Genomic DNA, 22,897 nt, shown 5'->3' with positions numbered 1-22,897 from the left:
CGACAACCCTCACCAACAACCCCCACGGGGAAGGCGGACGCATGGACAAGGTGGTGGCCTCGGCCGCCCGCGCGGTGGCGGACGTCCCGGACGGCGCGACGCTCGCCGTCGGCGGATTCGGCCTGTGCGGCATCCCGTCGGCGCTGATCGCGGCGGTCGCCGCGGCGGGCCCGACGGATCTGCGGGTCGTCTCCAACAACTGCGGCGTGGACGACTGGGGGCTCGGCCTGCTGCTCGGACTCGGCCGGATCTCGCGGGCGACCTCCTCGTACGTCGGCGAGAACAAGGAGTTCGCCCGGCGCTATCTGACGGGCGGACTGGAGGTGGAACTCACCCCGCAGGGCACCCTCGCGGAACGGCTGCGCGCGGGCGGCTGCGGCATCCCGGCCTTCTACACCCCGGCGGGCGCCGGCACCCAGGTCGAGGAGGGCGGCCTGCCCTGGCGGTACGCGGCCGACGGCACGGTCGCGGTCGCCTCGCCGCCCAAGGAGACACGGGACTTCGGCGGCGTACGCCATCTGCTGGAAGAAGCCATCACCGCCGACTTCGCGCTGGTCCGGGCGGCCGTCGCCGACCGGCACGGCAACTGCGCCTTCCACGCCGCCGCCCGCAACTTCAACCCGCTGTGCGCGATGGCCGGCCGGATCACCCTGGTGGAGGCCGAACGCATCGTGGAACCGGGCGAGTTGCCGCCGGACGCCGTCCATCTGCCCGGTGTGTACGTCGACCGCGTCGTGGCCGCCGATCCGACCGACAAGCGCGTCGAGCGACGCACCGTCCGTACCGCCCGCGCCACGTCCGACCGGGAGAACTGACCGTGCCCCTCGACCGCGACCAACTCGCCGCCCGCGCCGCCCGCGAACTGCGCGACGGCCAGTACGTGAACCTCGGCATCGGCCTTCCCACGCTCGTCCCCGGCCACCTGCCCGCCGGGACCCATGTGGTGCTGCACTCGGAGAACGGCGTCCTCGGCGTCGGCCCCTACCCGTACGACGGCGACGAGCACCCCGACCTGATCAACGCGGGCAAGGAGACGGTCACCGTGGCTCCCGGAGCAGCGTACTTCGACTCCGCCGCCTCCTTCGGCATGGTGCGCTCCGGCCGGATCGACGTGTCGGTGCTCGGCGCGATGCAGGTCTCCGCCCGGGGCGACCTGGCGAACTGGATGATCCCCGGCAAGATGGTCAAGGGCATGGGCGGCGCCATGGACCTCGTGCACGGCGCCCGCCGGATCGTGGTGGTGATGGAACACACCGCCAAGGACGGCTCCCCGAAGATCGTGGAGGAACTGACCCTGCCCGCCACCGGCCGCCGCGTCGTGCACCGTATCGTCACCGACCTCGCCGTCATCGACGTCACCCCCGAAGGGCTGCGGCTGGCCGAACTGGCCCCGGGCGTGGGCGTGGCGGAGGTACGGGCGGCGACCGGGGCGGACCTGCTGGTGCCGGACGCGGTGGTACGGGCCTGAGCGCGCGGGCCCGGCCCGGAGGTCAGCTCCGGGCCGCGGTCCGCGCGGTGCGCCGTACCGCGTCCGTCAGGTGCTCGGCCACCAGGCGGGCACCGGGCTCGCCGAGCAGCACCGAGTAGTGGTTGACGTCAGGGACGAAGTGCAGGGCGATCCCCTCCGCCACCAGGCCGCTCGCCGCGATCACCTCGGGCGCGTACAGCCCGGTCGGCTCGTCCGACAGCCCCCGCTCGGCCCACAACAGCCGGGTGGGGACGGTGATTTCGTGGATCGCGGCGAAGACGTCGGGGTTGCGCAGTTCGTCCGCGGCGTCCTCGCGGATCGCGTCCGCCCGGCACGCCGACCTCAAGTGCGGTGCCTCGCCGGTGAGATCGCGGTCGAGATACGCGGCGAGCAGCGGCCCGCCGAGCGTGCTGAACGCCGGGTGCTCCGCCCAGAAGGCGTGGTACGCGGCGCGGTCGGCGAACTCCATCTCCAGCTTGCGCATCGCGGGACCGACCACGGCGTGCAGCACCGCGTCGATGTCCACGCCCGCGGGTACGGGGAAGCCCAAACCGCCGTCGACCAGGACCAGTTCGGTGTAGCGCCCCGGATCGCGGCGCGCGGCGACGCACGCCGCGTAGCCGCCCATCGAGTGCCCGGCCAGCACCGCCCTTTCGACGCCGAAGCGGTCGAGCACCGCGAGCATGTCGTCGGCGTGCCGGGCCATCGAGCAGGCGCCCGCCACCTCCCGGCTGAGCCCGCGTCCGCGCAGGTCGGGCGCCAGGATCTCGACCCCGTCGAGCGCTTCGGCCACCCGCGCCCAGGCCAGGCCGTTGCTGGCGATCCCGTGCAGCGCCAGCACCACGGGTCCGCCCGCCGGGCCCGGCCAGCGCCGTACCGCCAGCCGTCCGCCCGGCACCTCGACGCCGACATCCTCGAATTCCCGCATGCGCGCTCCCGCGGTCCGCTCGCGCCGTCCCGTACGGCCCGAGCAGGATAGGGGCGGGCGCGGCGGCCGGGCATGGGTGCGGCCCACACAGCGGGGGCTCAGAGTGTGTGGGCCGCGGTGGTCACGCCGTAACCGGCGCTCTGCCGTGCGGTCGCAGGCGCCACCTCAGCGGGCCGACGCCACCGCCAGCAGGAACCAGCCGGTGTGCGGGATCCACTGCTCGGCCCAGCGCCAGACCTCGTCCTCGGGGGCGTCGGCGGGAAGGAAGGCGATGTCGTCCTCGTCGGTCCAGCCGGAGGTGACGCCGTTGACGATGCCGCCGGGGATGTTCGGGAAGTCGGACTCGTAGTCGGCATTGTGACGGCCGCGGCCGTGCAGCATCGAGACGTCGAAGGGGTTGCGGCCGGTGATCCAGGCGAGCTGGTCGTCGGCGAAGCCGAGCAGCAGGTCGCGGTCGGCCTCCGCCGTGCCGGACAGGCCGGCGCAGGTGTTCGCGGCGGCGGCCAGCGAGGCGATGGTGGCGTTCTCACCCTGCCACCAGTAGCCGGTCTCGTTGTCGTGCGGGAAGAAGAAGGCGTCGCGCGGCGTGCCCCCTGCGGGCTGCACGCGCTGCCGGGGATAGCCGAAGGGATTCGGCACGGACCGGGTCCTGGCCACGGTGTCGAGCACGGCCTCCAGGGCGAGCGCGCTCGCGGCCCCGGCCTCGGGCGCGTCCGGCAGCACGGCGGCGAAGCGGGCGAGGGCGAGCGTGGGCAGCCCGGCCTCGGCGGCGTGGAAGAACGGCCGCCCCTCGGCGTCCGCGCCGAACCAGCCGGGACCGTGCGCGGGCCGCACATACCGCGCCAGCAGTGACCGTACGCGCAGCCGGGCCGCGTCCCGCGCCGCGGCCGGGACCGTACCGCCGCCCGCCGCGACCAGTTCGCAGGCGGCCAGCAGCGCCGTGTAGTCGTCGAGGACCGTCTCGACCCCGCCGACGACGTATTCGGTGTTGTGCGCTTCGAGGTGCGTGAAGCCCTCGACGGCCGCCGCCAGGTACTCGGGTCCGGTGAAGTCGCCGTGGTCGTCCAGGGTCGAGGCGCGGGCGAGGGCCGCGATGGCCAGACCGCCGCCGTGCCGGTACGCGGCTTGGTAGCGGTCGGTGCGCACGCACTGCGGGAGCGGCGCCGTCACGACGCGTTCTTCGAGCCGCTTGGTGAGCGCGTCGAAGATTCCCGTGTAGAAGTAGCCCTCGGGGGAGCGGAAGCGCACCAGGAAGTCGGCGCCCCACAGCGCCTCGTCGCGCAGCCGCGCGCTCAACGAGCGGACCAGCAGCGGGTGTCGCTCGGCGACCGCGTCCCGCGCGGCCATCATCGCCCACGCGCACAGCGGGATCTGCTGCGGACTCATGGTGCGGGTGTACGTGAGGTGGCTGAGGAACTTGCTGGTGTCGCCGCTCGCGTCGAGCCAGCCGCCGCGCGCGTCGACCTCCCGGCCGCTGTCGTCGCCCCACAGTGCGGCGCGCCGGTCCTTGCGGTCGATCTCGCCGCTGGAGCGCATCGCCTTGAAGTACGCCAGCACGTCGGACATCGTCTGCCGCTGGAGCCGGTCGGCGGCCACCTCGAAGTCGTCCGAGACGCAGGTGCGGCCGCGGCCGTCGACCAGGCGGACCGCGTAGCGGCCGGGCGCGAGGCCGGTGGGCAGCGGCACCCGGGCGAAGGGACCGCCGTGCCAGCCGGGCACGGACTCCAGCGGGCCGGGTTCCAGCTCGTGCGTCGAGCCGCCGTCTGAGCCGAGCAACTGCACTCGCCGCGGTGCCCTTCCGTCGGGCAGGACCGCGACGACCGCGGGTGCGCCGCCGAGTCCGTAACCGAGGTGCGCTACGCGTACCGCCGAGGTCTCCAAGCCGGTTTCGATGGGCACCTGCGGGCACCGTCCCTTCTCTCGTGCCCGCAAAGGTATGCAGTGGACTGCTATTGGTCAACAGTGATCGTCGGAGCGGCCGGGCACGCGCCCGGCGCCCGGGGAACAGCGTGTGACCTCACTGCCTGCCGCTCGGCGCGGTGATCGGCCTCGGCTTCTCGTTCGCCGCGAAGCTGACGTGGTCCAGGCCCACTCGGTCCTCGCTGAAGCGGTCCGAGGCGACCGGGCGCAGGCCGAGCAGGGAGTCACCGAGTTGGTAGATGACGCCGCCGTAGAGGAACGACAGCTCCTCGCGTGTCCTGTCGTCCGCGTCCGCGGGCAGTTCGAAGGCGACGGGCAGAAGAGGTCCTCGTAGAAGGCGCGGGAGCGGTCGATGTCGGCTACCGGTGGCGGCCCCCCGGTACGGGCCGTTTTCGACGCCGACTGATGACGTCGTACCCGACGACGATGACCAACGAGTCCACGGACCACGACAGCAGCGCCTGGAACTCGGCCCCAAGTTGACCGTCAACGACTACCGAGTGCCCGTCCGTGGTCAGTTCTCCAGGCGGACAGGCATCAGTAGCGAAAAGGTGTCCTCGGTGTCGGTCCTGCGGATCGCCAGCGGCGCCGTAGAGGTGCCGAACTCCAGGATGAGCTGGTCCCGGGCTCCGGCGGCGAGGGCATGCAGGAGGAATTCGCGGTTGACGGCGACGAGGGCCTGGTCGTCGCCACCGTCTTCGCAGACGGTCACCACGCCGTCGGCCGCCACCTTGAGCAAGCTGAGGTCACAGGAAAGGCCGTCCTGCTCGCGCACCTGGCTTGCACGGACGGGGCCGGTTTCCACTGCCTCCCGGAAAGCCGAGACATCGATGAAGGCGCGGCGCCCCGCCGGCAGGCGGACGAGACGCCGGTAGTCAGGGAAGTCGTGATCGAGGCACTGCCCAGCCGCCTGACGGTCCGCCGTCTCCAAGGCCACGCGGTCGCCGTCCACAGTGAGCTGGACGGATGCGTTGTCGCTCAACAGCGCCCGCATCGCGTCGGCGAGCGGGGATGGCACGATGACCTGCGCACGGGGCCCGCCATGCCCGGTAGTACCCGCTTGCGCAACAGCCATCCGGTACCGGTCGGTGGCCACGACATGGAGCTCCTCACCCTCGATGTCGAACAGGACACCGCCGAGCATCGGCAGCTCCGGATCGGCACTGGCGGCGAAGCGGACCGCGTCCAGCGCGGCGGCCAACTCGGGCGCGGCGACAGCCAGCCGGACGGTGGCGGTGCGGAGTGAAGTCATGGGATTCTCCCTGCGTTCGAGTAGCGCTCGGAGTGTGGAGAACTCGCTGCGGGCATCGGACAACCCCAGTTCAAGACGGCGCAGATGTGCCTGAAGCAGCTTCCGCACCAGGTCTGTGTCCGTACTGGACCAGCCGGCCAGTACCAGCCGAATGTCCGCCAACGGCATACCCGCCCGGCGCAGCCGGGCCAGCAACCGGGACTCTTCAAGTTGCTCGGGGCCGTACCAGCGGTAGCCGCTCACCGGATCCACCCAGGCCGGGATCAGCAAGCCGGCACCGTCGTAGAACCGCAGGGCGCTTACACTCAGTCCACTGTCCCGGGCCATCTCACCAATACTGCGCATCTCGCTCTCCACACCCAGAACTCTGAGCCCTCCACCAGGTCGAGGGTCAACAGCCGGCCGACTCGAACACTGAACACCACGCAGGAACCGAGGCGAGACCGGCCGATGGAGGTCGGGCCGGGCCAGGCCAGCCCGCCGCCGCCGCGCCGCAGCCCTCCACACCCTCGGCGTCCGCGCCGACTCAGATGGCTAGGCGTATTGCCTTGTGGGGTTGGGGAGTCGTGGGTCGAGGGTCGGTGTGAGGTCGAGGCGGGTGGCGGGCAGGTGGCGACCGCGGGGGGTGGGGTCGACCAGGCGGTCGGCGTCCACGACGACCCGGCCGCCGACGACGACGGTGGTGGGCTTCCCGGTCACCGTCCTGCCCTCGTACGGTGTGTAGTCCGTGGCCATGTGCAGGTCGGGTGCGGTGAGCGTCCAGCGCAGGGTCGGGTCCCAGATCGCCAGGTCGGCGTCGGCGCCGGGGCGCAAGGAGCCCTTGCGGGGGTGAATGCCGTTGGTGCGGGCGGGGTTGGCCGAGGTCAGCGCCACGAAGCGGGTGACCGGCAGCCCGCGGCCGACGACGTACTCGGAGAAGATCACCGGGAGTCTGGTCTCCACTCCGGGCAGCCCGTTGGGCATGGTCCGCACGTCGTGCCGGTTCGAGCGCTTCTGGGCCAGGTCGTAACAGCAGTGATCACTGCCGATGGTGGTGATCTCACCGGTGAACAGGTGCCGCCCGAGTTCGCGTACGGCCGCGGCGGGACGCAGCGGCGGGCAGCACACGAAGCGCTCCGGCTGCGGGCCGTCGTACCTCCCCTCGTCCAGGACGAGGTGGTGCGCGACGGTCTCACTGAAGGCGGGCAGCCCCCGGCGGCGGGCGGCGGCGACGAGTTCGACGCTGCTCGCGGTGGACTGGTGGACGAAGTAGACCGGGGCACGGGCCGATTCGGCGATGGCCAGGATCTCGGCCACCGATGCGGTCTCCGCCAGTTCTGGCCGGGTGAAGCTCATCCGGTCCGCACCCACACCGCCGTGCGCGGCGCAGCGCCGCTGGGCGTCCTCGATGAGGTGATTCGCCTCGCAGTGCACGACGACCATGCCGCCGACATCCCGGAGCGTGGTCATGGTGCGCAGGATGGTGTCCTCGTCCGCCATGTTCTCACCGCGGTAGGTGGTGAACATCTTCACGGTGACGACGCCTTCGGCGGCCAGTTCGGTGAGCTGGCCGTGCGTGGTGCCGTCCCAGGAGACCACGCAGGCGTGGAGTGCGCTGTCGCACAATCCCTCGGCCGCCTTTGCCCGTTGGGCGTACGCGGCCTCGATCGGGGCCTGGCCGGGGCGCGGGATGGCGAAGTCCACGATGGTCGTGGTGCCGCCGAAGACGGCCGCGGTCGTACAGGCCCGGTAGTCGTCCAACGAGGTGAAGTCGCCCGAGGTGAAGCCGACATGGCAGTGCGGGTCGACGCCGCCGGGCAGGACGAGACGGCCGGTCGCGTCGATCTCGGTGGCCTGGCCGCTGCCTGCCGGAAGCGGGGTTCCCGGTGCGACGACGGCCTGTATTCGGCCGCGGGACACGAACAGGTCGGCGCGGTCCTGCCAGTCGGCGTCGACCAATGTGCCTCCGCGCACGGCGAGTTCAACGGTCGGGGCACTCGCGGGGGCGGTCATCGGCCGGTCCCTCGATCGGCGTCGGCGCGGACCGGCTCTTTGAGAGCCGCCCCGTACGTGAGCCAGCCGCCCGCGTCGCTGATGTCGCGCACGCCCGGCAGGTCCAGCGCGGCGCCGCGCATCCGCATCGACAACGAGCCGCTCCCGTCGGCGAGTTCGATGACACCAAGTTCCAGCTCCTCGGGTTCACGGGGCAGCAGCCGGTCGCGGAGCATCGCGTAGGGCAGCTCGTACAGCTCGCCCGGTACGGCGACGCCGCCCTCGGCGACCGGGTGCAGTCCGGGGAACTCGTCCCGCACCGAGAAGAAACGGTATCCGGGCGCGGTGCTCACCGGCCCGAGGAAACGGGCGTCGGCGAGTGCGTCGTTGAGTGAACCACCGCTCATGGCCTGGCCGTTGACGAACATGCGGATGTGTTCCATCGGACTCCTTGAGGTCACGTCAGGTCGCCCGCCGGTCGGACGCCGCGACACGCCGGGCCCGTTCGAGACGGGGGTCGGGGACCGGCGCCGCGGCCAGCAACGCGCGGGTGTAAGGGTGGCGCGGGTCGGCGTAGAGATCGGCCCGGTCACCGGTCTCGACGATCGAGCCGTGCTCCATGACCGCGACGCGGTCGCAGAGGTAGTGCACGACTCCCAGGTCATGGGCGATGAACAGCATCGACAGACGCAGCCGCTCCCGAAGATCCCGGAAGAGGTTGAGCACCTGGGCCTGCACCGACACGTCCAGGGACGACACCGGCTCGTCGCAGATGAGGAGTTCGGGGGAGACCGCCAGCGCTCGGGCGATGGCGATCCGCTGGCGCTGCCCGCCGGAGAAGGACCTGGGGTGGCGCGGAAGATGGTCGCCCGACAGTCCGACGAGCTCCAGCAGTTCGACCACGCGCTCGCGGCGGGCGGCCCGGTCGGGTTCGATCCTGTGCACCAACAGACCCTCGCCGACGAGCTGTTCCACGGTCATCCGCGGATTCAGCGAGGAGTAGGGGTCCTGGAAGACCATCTGCATCCGGGACCGGACGGCGGTGAGCGCACGCCCCCGCACCCGGCCGAGATCCTCACCGTCCAACCGCACGCTGCCGGTGTCGGGGCGGACAAGTCCGGCCACGCAGCGCGCGGTCGTCGACTTGCCGGAGCCCGACTCGCCCACCAGTCCCAGCACCTCACCGCGTGCGACCTGGAAGCTGACGTCGTCGACGGCGAGGGACCGTGCTCCGGGGAAGCGCTTGACGAGGTGTTCGACCTCCAACAGGGGAGGGCTTTTCGTGGCCGCGTCCACCGCGGTCGGCTCGCTCACGGTGCCGTCACCTCGTTCGTACTGGCAGGGGCAGGGGCAGGGGCAGGGGCAGCGGTGGCGGTGGCGGTGGCGGTGGCGTCCGGGCCGGGCTCCACCGGTTCCTCCTCGGGCACCGTGGCCAGCCGTACCGCGGGATCGGCGTCGATCCTGGGGACGGCGCCGAGCAGCCCGCGGGTGTAGGGGTGCGTCGGCCGGTAGTAGATGTCGTCGGTGGCGCCCCGCTCGACGACCCGGCCGTGCCGCATGACCACCACCTGCTCGGCGAAGCCCGCGACGATGCCGAGGTCATGGGTGATCAGCAGCACCGCCATGCCGCGCTCGTCGGCGAGGCCGGTGAGCAGTTCGAGGACTTGCGCCTGCACCCGTACGTCCAGCGCCGTGGTGGGTTCGTCGGCGATCAGCAGTTCTGGCTCGGCGATCACCGCGATGGCGATCACCACGCGCTGCCGCATTCCGCCGGAGAACTGGTGCGGGTAGTCGTCGAAGCGCTCGGCGGCGTCCCGCACGCCCAGGTCCCGCAGGAGTGCGATGCCGCGCCTGCGGGCCGTGCGGCGCGGCACCCCGCGGATGACCAGTGGCTGGCAGATCTGCCAGCCGACCGTCATCACCGGATTGAGGGCGGCCAGCGGGTCCTGGAAGACCAGGCCGATCCGGGAACCGCGCACCGCCCGCATCCGCTTGGCGGGCAGCGGCAGCAGGTCGGTGCCCGCAAGCCGTACCGTCCCCGACACCCGCGCGTCGGCGTCCAGCCGCAGCACGGACCGGGCGGTGACCGACTTGCCTGAGCCGGACTCGCCGACGAGGGCGACCCGGCCGCCCGCGGCGACCTCGATGTCGACGCCGTGCAGCACTTCGACGGGGCCGCCGGGACCCGGATACGCGACGCGCAGGTCGGCGATCTGTAGGAGGGTCACGATCGCTCCACGCTGAGAGAGGGGTCGTTGCGGACACGCAGCCAGTCGCCCGCGAGGTTGAAGGCGATGGCCGTGACGGCGATGGCCAGCCCCGGGAAGACCAGCGCCCACCATCCGTTGCTCACGTTGTTCGCGGCACCGGCGATCATCGCCCCCCATTCGGCGGAGGGCACCTGGGCCCCGACGCCGATGAAGGACAGGCCGGAGATGGTCAGCATCACCGCCGCCACGTCCAGGGTCACCTGCACGTACATCACGTCCATCGCGTTCGGCAGCACGTGCCGCAGCACCAGCCGGGCCCGTCCGACGCCGAGGCTCCTGGCGGATTCCACGTACTCGGTGTCCCGCACCTCACGGACCGCGGTGCGCACCAGCCGCGCGTACCCCGGCCACCAGGTGGCGGCCATCGCGATCACCGCCGAGTTCAGGCTCGGACCGAGCGCGGCGGCCAGGCCGAGTGCCAGCACGATCGAGGGCAGCGACAGGCCGATGTCGCAGATCCGCATCAGGATCTCGTCCACGACACGGTTGCCGAGCGCGGCCGTGGTGCCGACCACGACGCCGACCACGGTGGCGCAGGCCAGCACCACGAAGGTCGCAAGCAGCGTGGTGCGGGCTCCGGTCAACACCCGGCTGAGCACATCGCGGCCGTTCACGTCGGTGCCGAACGGGTGTGCCCCGCTGGGGGACTTGAGGGCCTGCGAGAGGTCCACCAGATAGGGGTCGTGCGGCGCCACCCACGGCCCGACGACGGCGAGCAGCACCGTCAGCAGAGCGACGCCGATCGCGATCCGTTCGGCGAGCGGGCCACGCGACCGCCGTCCGGTGGCGACCGCTTCGATGCCGCTGGGCCCGCGCTTGACCAGGAGATTCGTCGGATTCGTCATGCGACCGCCTCCGTGGGCGTTGGTACGGCATCGGATGGCCGCGTACCGCCGCGCCGGGGCTGCCGCAGTCTCGGGTTGAGCCACAACTGCGCGAAGTCCACGAGGAAGTTGGCCACGACGAAGACGACTCCGATCACCAGGACCGCGCCGATGACCGCGTAGAGGTCGTTCTGCAGCACCGCCGTGACCATGTAGGCGCCGATCCCGGTGCGGTTGAAGGTCGACTCGACAAGGACGGTGCCGCCGAGCATCCAGCCCAACTGCATGCCGAGCACCGTGCTGGTGGGCAGCAGCGCGTTGCGCAGGCCGTGCCGGATCACCACACGCCACTCGCTCGCGCCGGTGGACCGGGCGAGCGTGATGTAGTCGGCCCTGAGCGCGGTAAGCATGCTGGACCGTACGGTCCGCATGATCACGGCCACGAATCCGGCGGCCAGTGTCAGGGCGGGCAGGACGAGGTGCTGGAGGGCGTCGCCGAAGGCCGGGAGGTCACCGGCGAGCAGGGCGTCCAGGCTGGTCATGCCGGTACGGCGCGGGACCGATATGCCGAAGCCGAGCTGCCCGGACAGCGGCAGCAACTTCAGCCGGTCGGCGACGACCAGTTGCAGGACCAGGCCCAGCCAGAACGCGGGCACCGCGCCGCCGAACAGCGCGACCAGCCGGGCCGCCAGGTCGGTGAACCGCCCGCTGCGGTAGGCGGCGAGCACCCCGAGCGGCAGGGCGACGGCGACGTTGACGACCATCGCGGCCAGCACCAGTTCGATCGAGGACGGCAGCACCGTACCGATGTCACTGAGCACCGGGCGGTGGGTGAAGACCGACGTGCCGAGGTCGCCATGGGCCAACTGCTTGACGTAGTTCCAGAACTGGACCGTCAGCGGCTGGTCGAGACCGAGCCGGTGCCGGACCGCGAGCACCTGCTCCGCCGTCGCGTTCCGCCCGGCGGCGGCGCGGGCCGGATCGCCGGGCAGGGTGTGCGTCATCAGGAATGCGACGACCACCAGGCCGACCAGGACGATGACGATCAGCCCGAGCCTTTGCAGTGTGAATCGTGCCATGCGAGCCTCCTTCCGGCTGTGGCCGGTCTCGTCGGTGCCGCGGACCCGCATGTCAGGACGGCGACGGTGCGCCGGTGGGGACACTCGGACGGGCGGGGCCGCGGCGCCGGGTCAGCCGGTGGTCTTGATCCGGTAGACGTCGACGGTCTGGTGGTGCGAGGGGTCGTAGGTGTAGCCCTTGAGCCGCTTGTTGTAGACCGTCACGTACTGCGAGTTGGCCATGTTGACGGTCGCGGTGTCGGCGGTGATCAGCTTCTCCGCCTGCTGGTACAGCGAGCAGCGCTGGGCCGGGTCGGTGGCCCCCTGGGCCTGCTCGGCGAGGGCGTCCACCGTCGGGTTCGAGTAGCCGCCCCAGTTCTGCCCCTTGTTGATGAACCGCGAGTCGAAGTTCTGGTAGACGATGGCGTCCGGGTCCGGGTAGGCAGGGAAGGTGTAGATCATTCCCAGGTCCGGTGTGGTGGCGTTGCTCGACGCCTCCTGCGCGAACTGCGGGTAGGTGATGGCCCGCAGCTTCAGGTTGACGCCGATCTGCTTGAGGTCGGACTGGAGCAGCGTCGCCGCCTGCTCCATCTCGGCGGTTGCCTTGAGGTAGGTCATCGTCAGCGTCACATTGCGCAGACCGGACTGGGCCAGCAGCGCCTTGGCCTTGGCCAGGTCGTGGGTCGGCTGGGCGGAGTCCGCGGCGTAGCACTGCATGCCGCTGGGCAGCACTCCCTCGACCGGTTTGCCCGCGCCCTTGAGGATGTTGGCGCTGTGCTGCTGATAGTCGTAGGCGTAACTGATCGCCTCACGCAGGTACTTGTTCTCGGTCTGGGCGCCCTTCATCTTGAAGAACACGTAGAGCACCACGTTCGTGTCGGCCTTGTCCACGACGTAGTCGGGGTTGGAAGCGAAGGACGACCAGTCGTTCGGGTCGATGTCCATCGCCAGGTCGACGTCGTTGTTGAGCAGCGAACTGCGCTCGGTGGCCACGTCGCTCATGTATTTGAAGACCACGCTGGTGGCCTGGCCGTCGAAGCCGCCCCAGTACTTCGGGTACTGGCTGAAGGTCGCCTGCTGGTTGGGCGTGTAGCCGTCCAGCTTGTACGGGCCGGAACCGGCGTCGTTGGTGGCGAGCCACTTCTGTCCCTGGTCGGACCCCAGATGGGCCTCCACCAGCGCGGAGTTGACGATGTAGACGCGGGACAGCGCGGCCAGGAAGGGCGCGTAGGACTTGCTCAGGGTGATCGTCAGGTGGGTCGGGTCGGTGACGGTGGTGCTCTCGTACGGCGTGATGAGGGAGGCCACGCCGATGTTGATCTTCTTGATCCGGTCCAGCGTGTACTTGACGTCGTCGGCGGTCACGGCCTTGCCGTCGTGGAAGGTGGCGCCGGAGCGGAGGGTCACGGTGATCGTGGTGCCCTTCGCGTCGGTCTTCCAGGCGCTGGCGAGACCTCCGGTGAGCTTCCCGGAGTCGTACTTCAGCAGCGTGTCGTAGGCGGGACGCACGACCTCGTCGACCGTGGAGTTGTCGGCCTGGACCGGGTCGAAAGTGGCGGGCGGTTCGTTCTCGGCGATGATCAGGCTCTTGGACCGCGCCGAGCCGTCGGCGCCGTCGGTTCCGGAGGCGGAGCACGAGGACAGGACGAGTGCGGCGCCGAGTGCGAGCGCACAGGCAGGCAGGGCACGGCGGGTGAGCGGTGCGGGGCGGGTGAGCGGGGCTCGGCCGGTGAGCGGGCCGCGTGCGGCCCGCCGGATTCTGGAGTCGATGGTCCGGTCGCGTTGCATCGTGAGCTGCCTTTCGTCGGGTCCGTCACCGGGGCGCGGTGGACCGGGCCTGCCGTTGTGGGGTGGGTTGCCAACTGCCGTCGGGACGCGCGACCACGCCGTACGTGGTCTCGGCGGCCTCCGCTGAGATGTACTGGTCGAGGACGTCGGCGACGACGGCGCTCGGTTCGCGGTCCAGCGGGTCGCCGTAACCCCCGCCGCCCGCCGTGTGGTTGACGAACCTCTCGCCCTCGGCGAGCGTCGTGCGGTACATGCCGACATGCAGTTCGCGGTCGGTGCCGGGACGGATCACCATGCCGCTGGGCGCCGGCTCCAGGCCGCCGTGCATCGCCCAGGGCCGGGTCTTGGTCTTCTTCTTCATCGACAGCACCTCGGCCTGCGCCAGGTACCTGACCTCGCGCAGCACGCCGACGCCGCCGCGGTGCCGGCCCGCGCCGCCGGAGTCGGTGATCAGCTCAAGACGCTCGTGGAAGAGCGGGGCCTTGTGCTCCAGCACCTCCACCGGGGTGTTGCGGACCGTGGTCTGGGACGGGTGCTGCTGGGCGTTGCCGCCGTCGTGCTCCCGTGTCGCGCCCCAGCCGATGCCCTCGTTGTTGCTGATCACGAAGTCCGAGCCGGCCCGCGGGTCGTAGCCCACGGCCATGAACCCCGGTTCGTCGCCGCCGGAGGATGCCGGAATGCTCTCGATGACCTGCGCCAGTGCCTTGTGGATCAGTTCGAACGCGACGATCGCGCTCCACTGGGTGAAGGTCGGGGAGGGGTACTCGGCGTGGAAGAGGCTTCCCGGTTCCGCTTTCACCGTCAGCGGACGGAAGTGGCCGCCGTTGCTGGGCTCGTACGGTGTGGTGAGCGCCTTGAAGATGGCCTTCGCTATGCCCATGGTGGCCCCGATCGGCAGGTTCACCGGGCCCGCCACCGCGGGGGAGGAGCCGGTGAAGTCGGCGGTCATCGTGTCGCCCGCGATGGTCACGGTGACCCGCATGGGGATCAGGTCGTCGGTGATGTTGTCGTCGTCGCAGTAGTCGAGGGCGGTCCAGGTGCCGTCGGGCAGCGCGGCCACGGCCCGGCGGGCGATCCGCTCGCCGTGTTCGATCACCTGCCGCATGGCCCGTTCGACCACCGGGGCGCCGAATTTCTCCCAGACCTGCTTCAGCCGGGTCTCGCCCGTTCGCAGCGCCGCCAGTTGGGCGTGGAAGTCGCCGATCGTCAGGTCGGGCAGCCGGGAGTTGAAGCGGACGAGTTCCACGATGTCGCGGACGATCTCGCCCCGCGACACGATCTTGGTGCCGGGGAAGATCAGCCCTTCCTGGTGCATGTCGGTGGAGTCCAGGACGTATCCGGGGTCCTTGGCGCCCAGGTCCATCCAGTGCGCCCGCACTGCGAGATACGCGGCGGGCCGCTCGTGTCCGGTCCGGAAGACGGGCGCGAACAGCATCGCGTCGTAGGCGTGCGCCCCGCTCCAGTACGGGTAGTTGAGCAGGTAGACGTCGCCCTCGGCCATGGTGTCGACGCCGACGTACTCGGTGCCCTTGGCGATGGCGTGGTCGTTGGCGCCGAGGAAGTGGGTGATGCCCGCCGACTCGGCGATCAGTGTGAGGTCGGCGTCGTAGAGCGAGATGCCGAAGTCGAGCACGTCGTAGATGACCGGGTTGAAGGCCGCGCGCACCAGTGTGCGGCGCATCTGTTCGGCGACCGAGCCGACGTAGTTGCGGATCACTTCGACGGTCGCGCCGTCCAGGGGCGGTTCCGGCGTGGGCGCGGCGGCCGTGGGTGCGGGTGTGGGTGTGGGTGTGAGCGGTACGGGGGCGGTCATCGTTCCTCCTCGCGGTCGGACGTGGGCGCGCTGGTGATCAGCAACTGGCCGAAGTGGTCGACGCTCAGCCGCTGGTCGCCGAAGAGGACTGTGGTGGACGTGCCCTCCTCGACGATCGCCGGACCGGCGAAGGCGTGGCCCGCCCGCAGTTCGGCGCGCAGATAGACCGGGAAGTCCGCCGGGGCTCCGGCCGACACGTCGTAGGCGCGCCGCTTGCCCGCCGGTTCCGCCGGGCCGCTCGCCTCGGCGACCGGCCGCAGCGACGGCTTGGGCAGTCGGCCGACGGCCCGCACCCGCAAGGTGAGGATCTGCGCGGGCTCGGGCATCGCGTGCCCGTGCCGTGCCCGGTGCAGTTCGTTGAACCGGTGCAGCACCTGCTCGGCACCGTCGTCGGGCCCGAGTTCGAGGGCCAGCGTGTGCTCCTGGCCTCGGTAGCGGACGTCCAGCACCCGGACGAATTCCCGGTCCTGCTCCTGGACGCCCTGACCGGCCAGCGCACTGTTGCCCTCGGCCACGAAGTCGGCGACCAGCGGCCGGAGTCCGGCCAGCGCCTCGTCGGTGAGCGGGCTCAGCACGGTCGCGGAGAACTCGTGCTGGAGGTCGGTCATCAGCATGCCGAACGCGGAGAACACCGCGGGTACTTGGGGGACGACGGTGGTGGCGATGCCCATTTCCCTGGCCAGCATCGGACCGAGCAGCGGCCCCGCCCCGCCGAACGCCAGCAGCGAGAACTCCCGCGGGTCCAGGCCGCGTTCAACGGTGATCTCGCGCAGTGCGCCGACCGTGCGGGCGAGCAGGACGCGCAGCACACCGGCCGCCGCCGACTCGGCGTCCATGTCGAGCGGGACGCCGATCCGGGAGAGCACCGCGTCGCGCGCCGCGTCGGCGTCCACCGTCATCTCGCCGCCGAGGAACGCGTCCGCGTCGAGGTAGCCGAGGGTGAACGCCGCGTCGGTCACGGTGGGTTCCGTGCCGCCGGTGCCGTACGCGACCGGGCCCGGCACCGCGCCCGCGCTGTGCGGGCCGACCTTGAGCAGGCCCTCGTCCATCCAGGCGATGGAGCCGCCGCCCGCGCCGACGGTGCGGATGTCGTAGATCGGGATGAGCAGCGGGAAGCCGTCGATGGACGCCTCGTGGACCTCGCCCGGCGCGCCGTCCTCGATCACGCAGGCGTCCACGCTGGTGCCGCCGACGTCGAAGGAGAGCACCCGCGGCCAGCCCATCTCGCGCGCCACGTACGACGCGCCGATCACCCCGCCTGCGGGACCCGACAGCACGGTCATCAGCGGTGCCCGGCGGGCGAGTTCGGCCGTCATGGCGCCGCCGCCCGAGCGCATGATGTGCAGCGGCCTCGACAGACCCGCCGCGGCCAGCCTGGTCTCCAGGGCGCCGATGTAGTCGTCGAGCACCGGCCGGATGTACGCGTCGAGCGTCACCGTGCTGGTCCGCTCGTACTCCCGGTACTCGCGGGTGATGTCGCTGGACACCGACACGGACACGTGCGGGTACGCGGCCCGCAGGATCTCGGCGGTACGGCGCTCGTGCTCGGGATTGGCGTACGAGTGCAGGTAGCAGACCGCGAGCGAGGTCAGCCCGGCCTCCTCGACCAGCAGTCGGCCCGCCTCGCGGACGGCGTCCTCGTCCAGGTCGCGGACGACGGCCCCGGTGGCGTCCGTACGGCCCGGTACCCCGACGCGGTGGCGGCGCGGCACCAGCGGCGCCGGGGGGGCGTACGAGAAGTGGTACATGTACGGCGTCGGGATGGCCGCGCGGGCGATCTCGAACAGGTCCCTGAACCCCTCGTTGGTGATGATCCCGACGTCCGCGCCGCGGCGTTGCAGGATCGCGTTGAGGCCGAGCGTCGTGCCGTGGGCGAAGACCGAGACGCCGGCCAGGTCGGGGACGAGCCCGCCGACCGCGTCCGCCACGCCCTCGGCGGGCGCCGCCGGTGTGGTCGGTGCTTTGTGCAGGCTCAGTTCGCCGGTCGACTCGTCGTACGCGATGGCGTCGACGAAGGTGCCGCCGATGTCGACCGCGAGCCGTAGACCGCGTGTACCGGCCGGCCGGCCGTTCATGCCGCGGCTCCGGCGGAGGTGAGCGGCCGGTCGGCCGGGTCCGGCGCGGTCAGGTCGTCCCGGACGACCCGCCCGCCCTGGAGGACGACCCGAATGCCGCGCAGCGCCGACATCTCGGAGGTGGGATCGCGGTCGGTGACGATCAGGTCCGCGAGATAGCCCTCCTCGACGGCGCCGATCCGGTCCTCCAGCCTCAACAGCCGGGCCGCGTCGATGGTCCCGGCCCGCAGCGCCGCCTGCGGCGGCAGCCCGGCGTCGGTCAGGAACTCCATCTCGCGGACCGCGACCACGGTGTCCTCGATCGGCTCGCCCGGCGGATAGTCGGTCCCCGCCACGAAGGTGATACCGGGCCGGTCCTGGCCACCGAGTCCGTCGCGCACCGCCAGCCGGATGCTGTCCAGGTGTGCCGGACCGATCTCCATCGCCCGCTCCACCTGCCACGGGGTGAAGCGGTGCTCGGCCATCCACTCGGGACACCGGGTCACGCACAGCGTGGGAGTGAGGAAGACCTGCCGACGCGCCATCTCCGCGACCGTTTGCCCGTCCAGGGCGTAGGCGTGCTCGAAGGACCGCACCCCCGCTTCGAGCGCCTGCCGAATGGCGCCCGCGGCGCCCGCGTGGGCCACGACGTACGAACCCTTCTCCTCGGTGGCCCGCACCACCGCGCGCATCTCGTCGAGCGTCATCTCCGCACCGGAGAAGGACTCGCCCTTGCGGGCTATTCCGCCGGTGATGAAGACCTTGATGTGGTCGGCGCCCGCCGCCAGTTCGGTGCGGGCCGCGTGCAGGAAGCCGTCGTAGCCGTCGGCGGGCACGCATGCCATGCCGTGCCCGTGGCCCCCGGTGGTGGAGAGGGCCCGGCCCGCACCGAGGATGCGCGGCACGGACACCCAGCCCTCGTCGGCGGCGGTACGGATCAGCAGGTCCGCGCGATTCTGTTCGTGCACGCTCCGGATGGTGGTGACCCCGGCCCGCAGCGCGTCCTGCGCCCTCCCGAGGGCGCGCAGGGCGGTGATGCCGGGACTCTCCGCCTCGTCGGTGTCCGTGAACGGGTACACCACCGACAGATGGGTGTGCACGGAGATCAGCCCCGGCAGTACGTAGCGTCCGCCGAGCGGTATGCGCGCGGCGTCCGCGGGCGGTGCGTCCGGGGTGATCCGGACGATCCGTCCCGCGCTGATCTCCACGTTGAGGTCACGGCGGACCCGGCCGTCGCGGACATCCACGACATGACCGCCGGTCAGCCACAGCGAGGTGGTGCTCTTTCGGGGTTCGGGCGGGGTAGGCAACCGCTTCTCCTCTTGTCTCATCGGCCGCTGGTGTCATCAACCGGTTCCCGCGGGGCGGGTCCTGGCGTGTCGGGTCGGTCGGGTCGGTCCGATCGGGGCTGCTCGGGTCGGGCCGGATCAGGTCGGGGCGGATCAGGGCGGGGCGGCTCGGGTCGCATCAGCCGGTGCGGTCCCAGATCCGCGACGGCGACCGGTGGTCGCTCGCCCGCCACGAGCGCGGCAAGGGTCTCCCCCCACAGCGGAGCGAAGGTGAAGGCGTACGTGCCTCCCGCGACGTACAGCCCGCGTTCCCCCGGCACTTCACCGATCAGCGGCATCTCGTCGGGCGTGGCGGCCAGCGGCCCCGCCCACATCCGCAGCAGCCGCAGCCTTGCCAGCGAGGGCAGCACCCGAACCGCCTGGGCCACGTTCCCCGCGAGGCTGTGCGTCGAGGTCCGACTGCGTCCTGCCAGGTCCAGACCGCCGGCCGGCCAGCCGCCGCCGATCAGCACATTGCCCGCCGTGACCTGCTTGACCGAAAGGCCCTCGCCGATGTGCTGCACCAAATGCCGCAGTACGACCGGCGCGCGCACGGTGGCGTGCATCTGGATCGCGACCGGCGTCATCCGCAGCCGCACCCCGGCCAGCGCGGCGACCGCGTCGAGCCACGGGCCCGCGACATCGATCACCGCGGCGCTGTCGAGCGTTCCGCCGGGTATCGTGGTGCGCCACCCCGAGCCGTGCCGGGCCAGTGCCGTGACCGGGCTGAACGGCAGCAGCCGCGCCCCGAGCCGACCCGCCGCGGCGAGATACGCCCTGGTCGCCAGGAGCGGGTTGGCGTACCCGTCGAGCGGACACCAGTTCACGGCTCGTACGGTCGGGCCGAGTGCCGGGAGCGCCGTGTGAGCTGCGGGACCGTACAGCAACTCGCTGGGGATGCCCTCGGCCGCCTCCCAGGCGGATTTGGCCTTCAGCTCGGCGACCTGGCCCTCGGTCTCGGCGACGGTGAAGCCACCTGCGCGGCGGACCTCAAGATCGGCCTCAAGGTCTGCCTCAAGATCCGACCACCGCTCGCTCGCCGCCTTCTGCAACGGCAGGAAACGCCGGCTGTCCAGAGGTACGGCCTGGCCAGGACGCCGGGTGTGCACGGCCTGTACGTGCAGATTGCCCGCGGTGGTGCCGGAGCCCTCGCGGCCCGGCGCCCCCCGCTCGACCACCGCGGTCCGCAGGCCACGCCGGGCCAGTTCGTACGCCGTCGCCGCGCCGAGCACACCCGCGCCGATGACCACCACGTCCGCCGTGGCCTGTCGGCCGCTCATGACAGCGCCCCCACGGCGGGCCCGTCCACCGACGAGGCGAGCGTGTCCAGGGACACCGGGCGTACGGGGCCACGCGCGGTGAACGCCGCAGGACTGCCCTCGGCTCCGCACAGCGCCGCCACCGCGGGCCCGCAGATCCGGCCCTGGCAGGGGCCCATCCCCGCTCGGGTCATGCTCTTGACAGCGTCGATGTCGGCGCCGTCGCGGCCATGGCCGACGACCGACCGAACGGTCGCGGCGGAGTGGTCCGACTCGGTAACGCGTTCCGGCGCGACGGCCCCACCGGGAGCCCGGGAGGCGGCCGACTCCCGATCAGAGGACGGGCCGTCCCCCGGCTGTGCGGGGTGGCTGGCTGCGGCGGGTTGACCGGGATGGTCGGTGGCAGTAAGCGGCTCCTGGCCGAGAGATGGGTCGTGCGGGGAGGCCGGGCGCAGGCCGTTCCCCGGTTGTGCGGGGCCGCAGGCCGCGACGGCTTCCCTGATCGCTCCCGCCGTTACCGCCTCGCAGCGGCAGACCCGAGCCTCGTCGGGCAGCGCCTCCGTCAGGCCGCGGATCAGTCGGCTCGGCGCCGGGTAGAGCCGGTCGGTGAGGTCGGCGAAGCCCCGAGCCCGGCGGCGGTGCGCCGCGAGGCGGACAGGGCGCCGGATCGGCAGCCCCTCACGTACCAGGATGGCCGCCGCCGCCATGGCTCCCTCGGCGACCGCAAGCCGGGCGCCGCCGATGCCGGACGCTTCCCCCACCACGTAGACGTCCTCGCGCGACGTACGGCCGTCGTCGTCGGTCACCGGCAGGACGTCACCGCCGCGCGGTTCGGTGCGGGTCGCACAGCCCAGCAGCCGGGCGAGTTCGGTCTGCGGGCGGAAGCCCACGCCGACACAGAGGGCGTCCACCTCGGCGGTCCTGACGGATACATCGGGCGCATCGGTGGTGGCCAGGGTGACCGAGCCGATACGTCGGCCGGTGCTGTCCGGCCCCGCGCCCATGACCACGCGCCCCTGCCAGACCGGTACCCGGTGGCGGGCCAACCGCGCCGCGTAGCCCGCCAGTTCGGCCAGCCGTGCGGGGTGGGCCAGCGCTCCGAGACCGCGCGGTGCCAGGCGGTAGGGCCGCCCGGCCTCCGCGACGCCCACCACGCTCACACCGAGGGCGAGGAGCGAGCAGGCCACCGGCAGCAGGAAGGGTCCTGAGCCCGCCAGCAGGACCCGCTGCCCGACCGGGACGCCGTCCGCGGCCAGGTGCTGGGCGAGTCCGACCGTCGTGACACCGGGGAGTTCCCAGCCGGGAAAGGGCACGGCCCGCTCGTGACCGCCGGTGGCGAGCACCAGGTACTTGCCGGTGAGTGCGGCGGCACCGTCGCCGCCGGTGTCGCAGGTCAGCAGCGTGCTTCCGTCGTCCGCCACACCCCACACGCTCGTGCCGGTCCGGCAGTCCACACCTGCGGCTCGCACGGCGCGGATCAGCTCGGCGCCCTCGGGCCGGTGGCCCGGCGCGCCGCCGCGACCGGCCGACGCCGCTTGGTGGTAGAACTGGCCGCCCAGTTCGGGTTGTTCGTCCACGACGGCGACCAGGAGACCGGCCCGCGCCAGCCGCAGTGACGCGGTGAGCCCGGCCGGGCCACCGCCGACGACCACGACGTCGTACTCGCCACGCGCCGCGCTCATGGCGCGCCCCGCGTGGCGGACGCCTCGGTGCCGCAGGCGTCAGCGGTCACGGTGCCGGTGCCGGTGGTCACGGCCATGCCGGGCAGGACCAGCGTGAGGCAGGCGCGTACAGACCGATCGCCGTCCACCGTCACCTCGCACTCGAAGCACACACCCATCCCGCACCAGGCACCGCGCGGTTCGCCGGTCACGGCGTGGTCGCCCAGGCGCGCTTGCCCGGCGCCGAGCAGGGCGGTGGTGAGGACAGCGCCCTCCGGCGCGTCCAGGTCCCGGCCGTCGAGCGTGATCCGTACGGTCATCGCGTCGCCTCCTGAAGGGAGTTGACGTCGAGGGCCGCGGCGAGGCCGGTGCCGTCGAGTACGTCGGCGATGGCCGACAGGGCCGCGGGGTCGGTGAGTTCGAGCAGGGGCGGGCGTACGTGGCCGCCGGGCTGGCCGAGCAGCCGCATGGCCGCCTTGAGTTGGGCGATGGGCGAGGCGAACACGCCGCTGTAGTCCGGGCGGATCAGCCGGGACGACACCCCGGCGTACCGGTCAGCCCAGCGTGCGGCCGCTTCGCGGTCACCGGCCTCGACCGCCTCGTAGTACGGCACGGCGAAGGGGGCGGCGAGCCCGCCGCCGTCGATGTTTCCGTCTCCGCCCATCCCCAGCAGAACGGCGAGGCCGCGCCGGTGCAGGAAGCTGCCGAACACCCGGACGTCCGCGCTCACGGCCTCGACGGTGTCCAGCATCCGCAGCCAGTCGCCGGTGCTGTCCTTGATGGCCACCACCTGATCGAGGTCGGCGAGCCGACGGGCGAGGCCGGGGTACGCGCCGATGTCGACGCCGACGCCGCGCGGCCAGTTGTAGACCATGAACGGCAGCGCGGTGGCCCGGCTGACCTCGCGGTAGAAGGCGACGATCTCGTCCGGTGACAGGTGGGCGTACGGCGGCGGGGTGGCCAGTACGCCCTGGGCGCCGATGGACGCTGCGTGTTCGGCCAGCGCGCTCGCCTCGCGGGCGGTGTACGCGGTGACCCCGACGACGACCGGCATCCGGCCGTCGACCTCGCGCACGGCGATCTCGGCCACTTCCCGGCGTTCGGCCGCGCTCTGGCTGAACCACTCGCCCGTACTTCCGTTGACGAGGACGCCGTGCACGCCCTGGCGGACGTACAGCGCCAGCAGGGAGCGCCAGGCGCCGCGATCGACGGAACCGTCCCGAGTGAACGGCGTGGGAGCCGCCACCCAGTAGCCCTGCCAGCCGACGTCGTCGCGATTCATCGCTTCCCTCACTTCGTAGGA

Annotated in this window: 20 protein-coding genes; 2 read left to right on the top strand and 18 right to left on the bottom strand. The window is 71.9% G+C overall.

What is annotated here, in order from left to right; all coding sequences use genetic code 11:
* Positions 1-41: 41 nt before the first annotated feature.
* A complete protein-coding gene (locus tag BGM09_RS15160) occupies positions 42-815 on the top strand; it encodes a CoA transferase subunit A (protein ID WP_188282095.1) in 774 nt (257 codons plus the stop codon).
* A gap of 2 nt (positions 816-817) precedes the next feature.
* On the top strand, positions 818-1,468 hold the full coding sequence (locus tag BGM09_RS15155; protein WP_188282094.1) for a CoA transferase subunit B: 651 nt from the start codon (positions 818-820) through the stop codon (positions 1,466-1,468).
* A gap of 22 nt (positions 1,469-1,490) precedes the next feature.
* Here the strand turns inward: BGM09_RS15155 and BGM09_RS15150 are convergent, their stop codons facing one another.
* The 18 genes from BGM09_RS15150 to BGM09_RS15065 form a co-directional block, all read right to left on the bottom strand.
* Positions 1,491-2,396 (bottom strand): alpha/beta hydrolase, encoded by a 906-nt coding sequence (locus BGM09_RS15150; protein ID WP_188282093.1) that lies wholly within the window; start codon positions 2,394-2,396, stop codon positions 1,491-1,493.
* A 165-nt stretch (positions 2,397-2,561) separates the two neighbouring features.
* Positions 2,562-4,295: a glycoside hydrolase family 9 protein gene (locus BGM09_RS15145; RefSeq protein WP_317452709.1), complete on the bottom strand. Its 1,734-nt coding sequence runs from the start codon at positions 4,293-4,295 to the stop codon at positions 2,562-2,564.
* Between the two features lie 118 nt (positions 4,296-4,413).
* Positions 4,414-4,806 (bottom strand): hypothetical protein, encoded by a 393-nt coding sequence (locus tag BGM09_RS15140; RefSeq protein WP_188282092.1) that lies wholly within the window; start codon positions 4,804-4,806, stop codon positions 4,414-4,416.
* A 24-nt stretch (positions 4,807-4,830) separates the two neighbouring features.
* Positions 4,831-5,925, bottom strand: coding sequence for a MerR family transcriptional regulator (locus BGM09_RS15135; protein ID WP_317452708.1), 1,095 nt, complete (start codon positions 5,923-5,925; stop codon positions 4,831-4,833).
* Between the two features lie 177 nt (positions 5,926-6,102).
* On the bottom strand, positions 6,103-7,560 hold the full coding sequence (locus tag BGM09_RS15130) for an amidohydrolase family protein (protein WP_188282091.1): 1,458 nt from the start codon (positions 7,558-7,560) through the stop codon (positions 6,103-6,105).
* Positions 7,557-7,982 carry a gamma-glutamylcyclotransferase gene (locus BGM09_RS15125; RefSeq protein ID WP_188282090.1) on the bottom strand — a complete coding sequence of 142 codons (426 nt, stop codon included), beginning with the start codon at positions 7,980-7,982 and terminating at the stop codon, positions 7,557-7,559. The genes BGM09_RS15130 and BGM09_RS15125 overlap by 4 nt, the downstream gene beginning before the upstream one ends.
* A gap of 19 nt (positions 7,983-8,001) precedes the next feature.
* Positions 8,002-8,853 (bottom strand): ABC transporter ATP-binding protein, encoded by an 852-nt coding sequence (locus BGM09_RS15120; protein WP_317452707.1) that lies wholly within the window; start codon positions 8,851-8,853, stop codon positions 8,002-8,004.
* On the bottom strand, positions 8,850-9,767 hold the full coding sequence (locus BGM09_RS15115) for an ABC transporter ATP-binding protein (RefSeq protein ID WP_317452706.1): 918 nt from the start codon (positions 9,765-9,767) through the stop codon (positions 8,850-8,852). The genes BGM09_RS15120 and BGM09_RS15115 overlap by 4 nt, the downstream gene beginning before the upstream one ends.
* Positions 9,764-10,654 (bottom strand): ABC transporter permease, encoded by an 891-nt coding sequence (locus tag BGM09_RS15110; RefSeq protein ID WP_188282088.1) that lies wholly within the window; start codon positions 10,652-10,654, stop codon positions 9,764-9,766. Before BGM09_RS15110 ends, BGM09_RS15115 begins: the two co-directional genes overlap by 4 nt.
* Entirely contained in the window at positions 10,651-11,712 is a 1,062-nt protein-coding gene (locus BGM09_RS15105; protein ID WP_188282087.1) for an ABC transporter permease, read from the bottom strand. The genes BGM09_RS15110 and BGM09_RS15105 overlap by 4 nt, the downstream gene beginning before the upstream one ends.
* Before the next feature lie 111 nt (positions 11,713-11,823).
* Positions 11,824-13,479, bottom strand: a complete 1,656-nt coding sequence (locus BGM09_RS15100; protein ID WP_188282086.1) for an ABC transporter substrate-binding protein — start codon at positions 13,477-13,479, stop codon at positions 11,824-11,826.
* Between the two features lie 25 nt (positions 13,480-13,504).
* Positions 13,505-15,292, bottom strand: a complete 1,788-nt coding sequence (locus BGM09_RS15095) for a hydantoinase B/oxoprolinase family protein (RefSeq protein WP_188282085.1) — start codon at positions 15,290-15,292, stop codon at positions 13,505-13,507.
* Positions 15,289-17,367 carry a hydantoinase/oxoprolinase family protein gene (locus BGM09_RS15090; protein WP_188282084.1) on the bottom strand — a complete coding sequence of 693 codons (2,079 nt, stop codon included), beginning with the start codon at positions 17,365-17,367 and terminating at the stop codon, positions 15,289-15,291. The genes BGM09_RS15095 and BGM09_RS15090 overlap by 4 nt, the downstream gene beginning before the upstream one ends.
* Positions 17,364-18,656: a metal-dependent hydrolase family protein gene (locus tag BGM09_RS15085; protein ID WP_188282083.1), complete on the bottom strand. Its 1,293-nt coding sequence runs from the start codon at positions 18,654-18,656 to the stop codon at positions 17,364-17,366. The genes BGM09_RS15090 and BGM09_RS15085 overlap by 4 nt, the downstream gene beginning before the upstream one ends.
* A 17-nt stretch (positions 18,657-18,673) precedes the next feature.
* The gene (locus tag BGM09_RS15080; protein WP_223186986.1) at positions 18,674-19,954 is read right to left on the bottom strand and encodes an NAD(P)/FAD-dependent oxidoreductase; all 1,281 of its coding nucleotides are present in this window, start codon (positions 19,952-19,954) and stop codon (positions 18,674-18,676) included.
* Positions 19,951-21,615, bottom strand: a complete 1,665-nt coding sequence (locus BGM09_RS15075) for an FAD-dependent oxidoreductase (RefSeq protein ID WP_188282082.1) — start codon at positions 21,613-21,615, stop codon at positions 19,951-19,953. The genes BGM09_RS15080 and BGM09_RS15075 overlap by 4 nt, the downstream gene beginning before the upstream one ends.
* Positions 21,612-21,914, bottom strand: a complete 303-nt coding sequence (locus tag BGM09_RS15070) for a (2Fe-2S)-binding protein (RefSeq protein ID WP_188282081.1) — start codon at positions 21,912-21,914, stop codon at positions 21,612-21,614. Before BGM09_RS15070 ends, BGM09_RS15075 begins: the two co-directional genes overlap by 4 nt.
* On the bottom strand, positions 21,911-22,876 hold the full coding sequence (locus tag BGM09_RS15065) for a dihydrodipicolinate synthase family protein (protein WP_188282080.1): 966 nt from the start codon (positions 22,874-22,876) through the stop codon (positions 21,911-21,913). Before BGM09_RS15065 ends, BGM09_RS15070 begins: the two co-directional genes overlap by 4 nt.
* Positions 22,877-22,897 lie beyond the last annotated feature (21 nt).

Source organism: Streptomyces sp. CBMA29 (assembly GCF_014596445.1).
Lineage (GTDB): Bacteria > Actinomycetota > Actinomycetes > Streptomycetales > Streptomycetaceae > Actinacidiphila.
The sequence above is the reverse complement of the archived record's forward strand: the minus strand, read 5'-3'. Positions and strand labels throughout refer to the sequence as shown.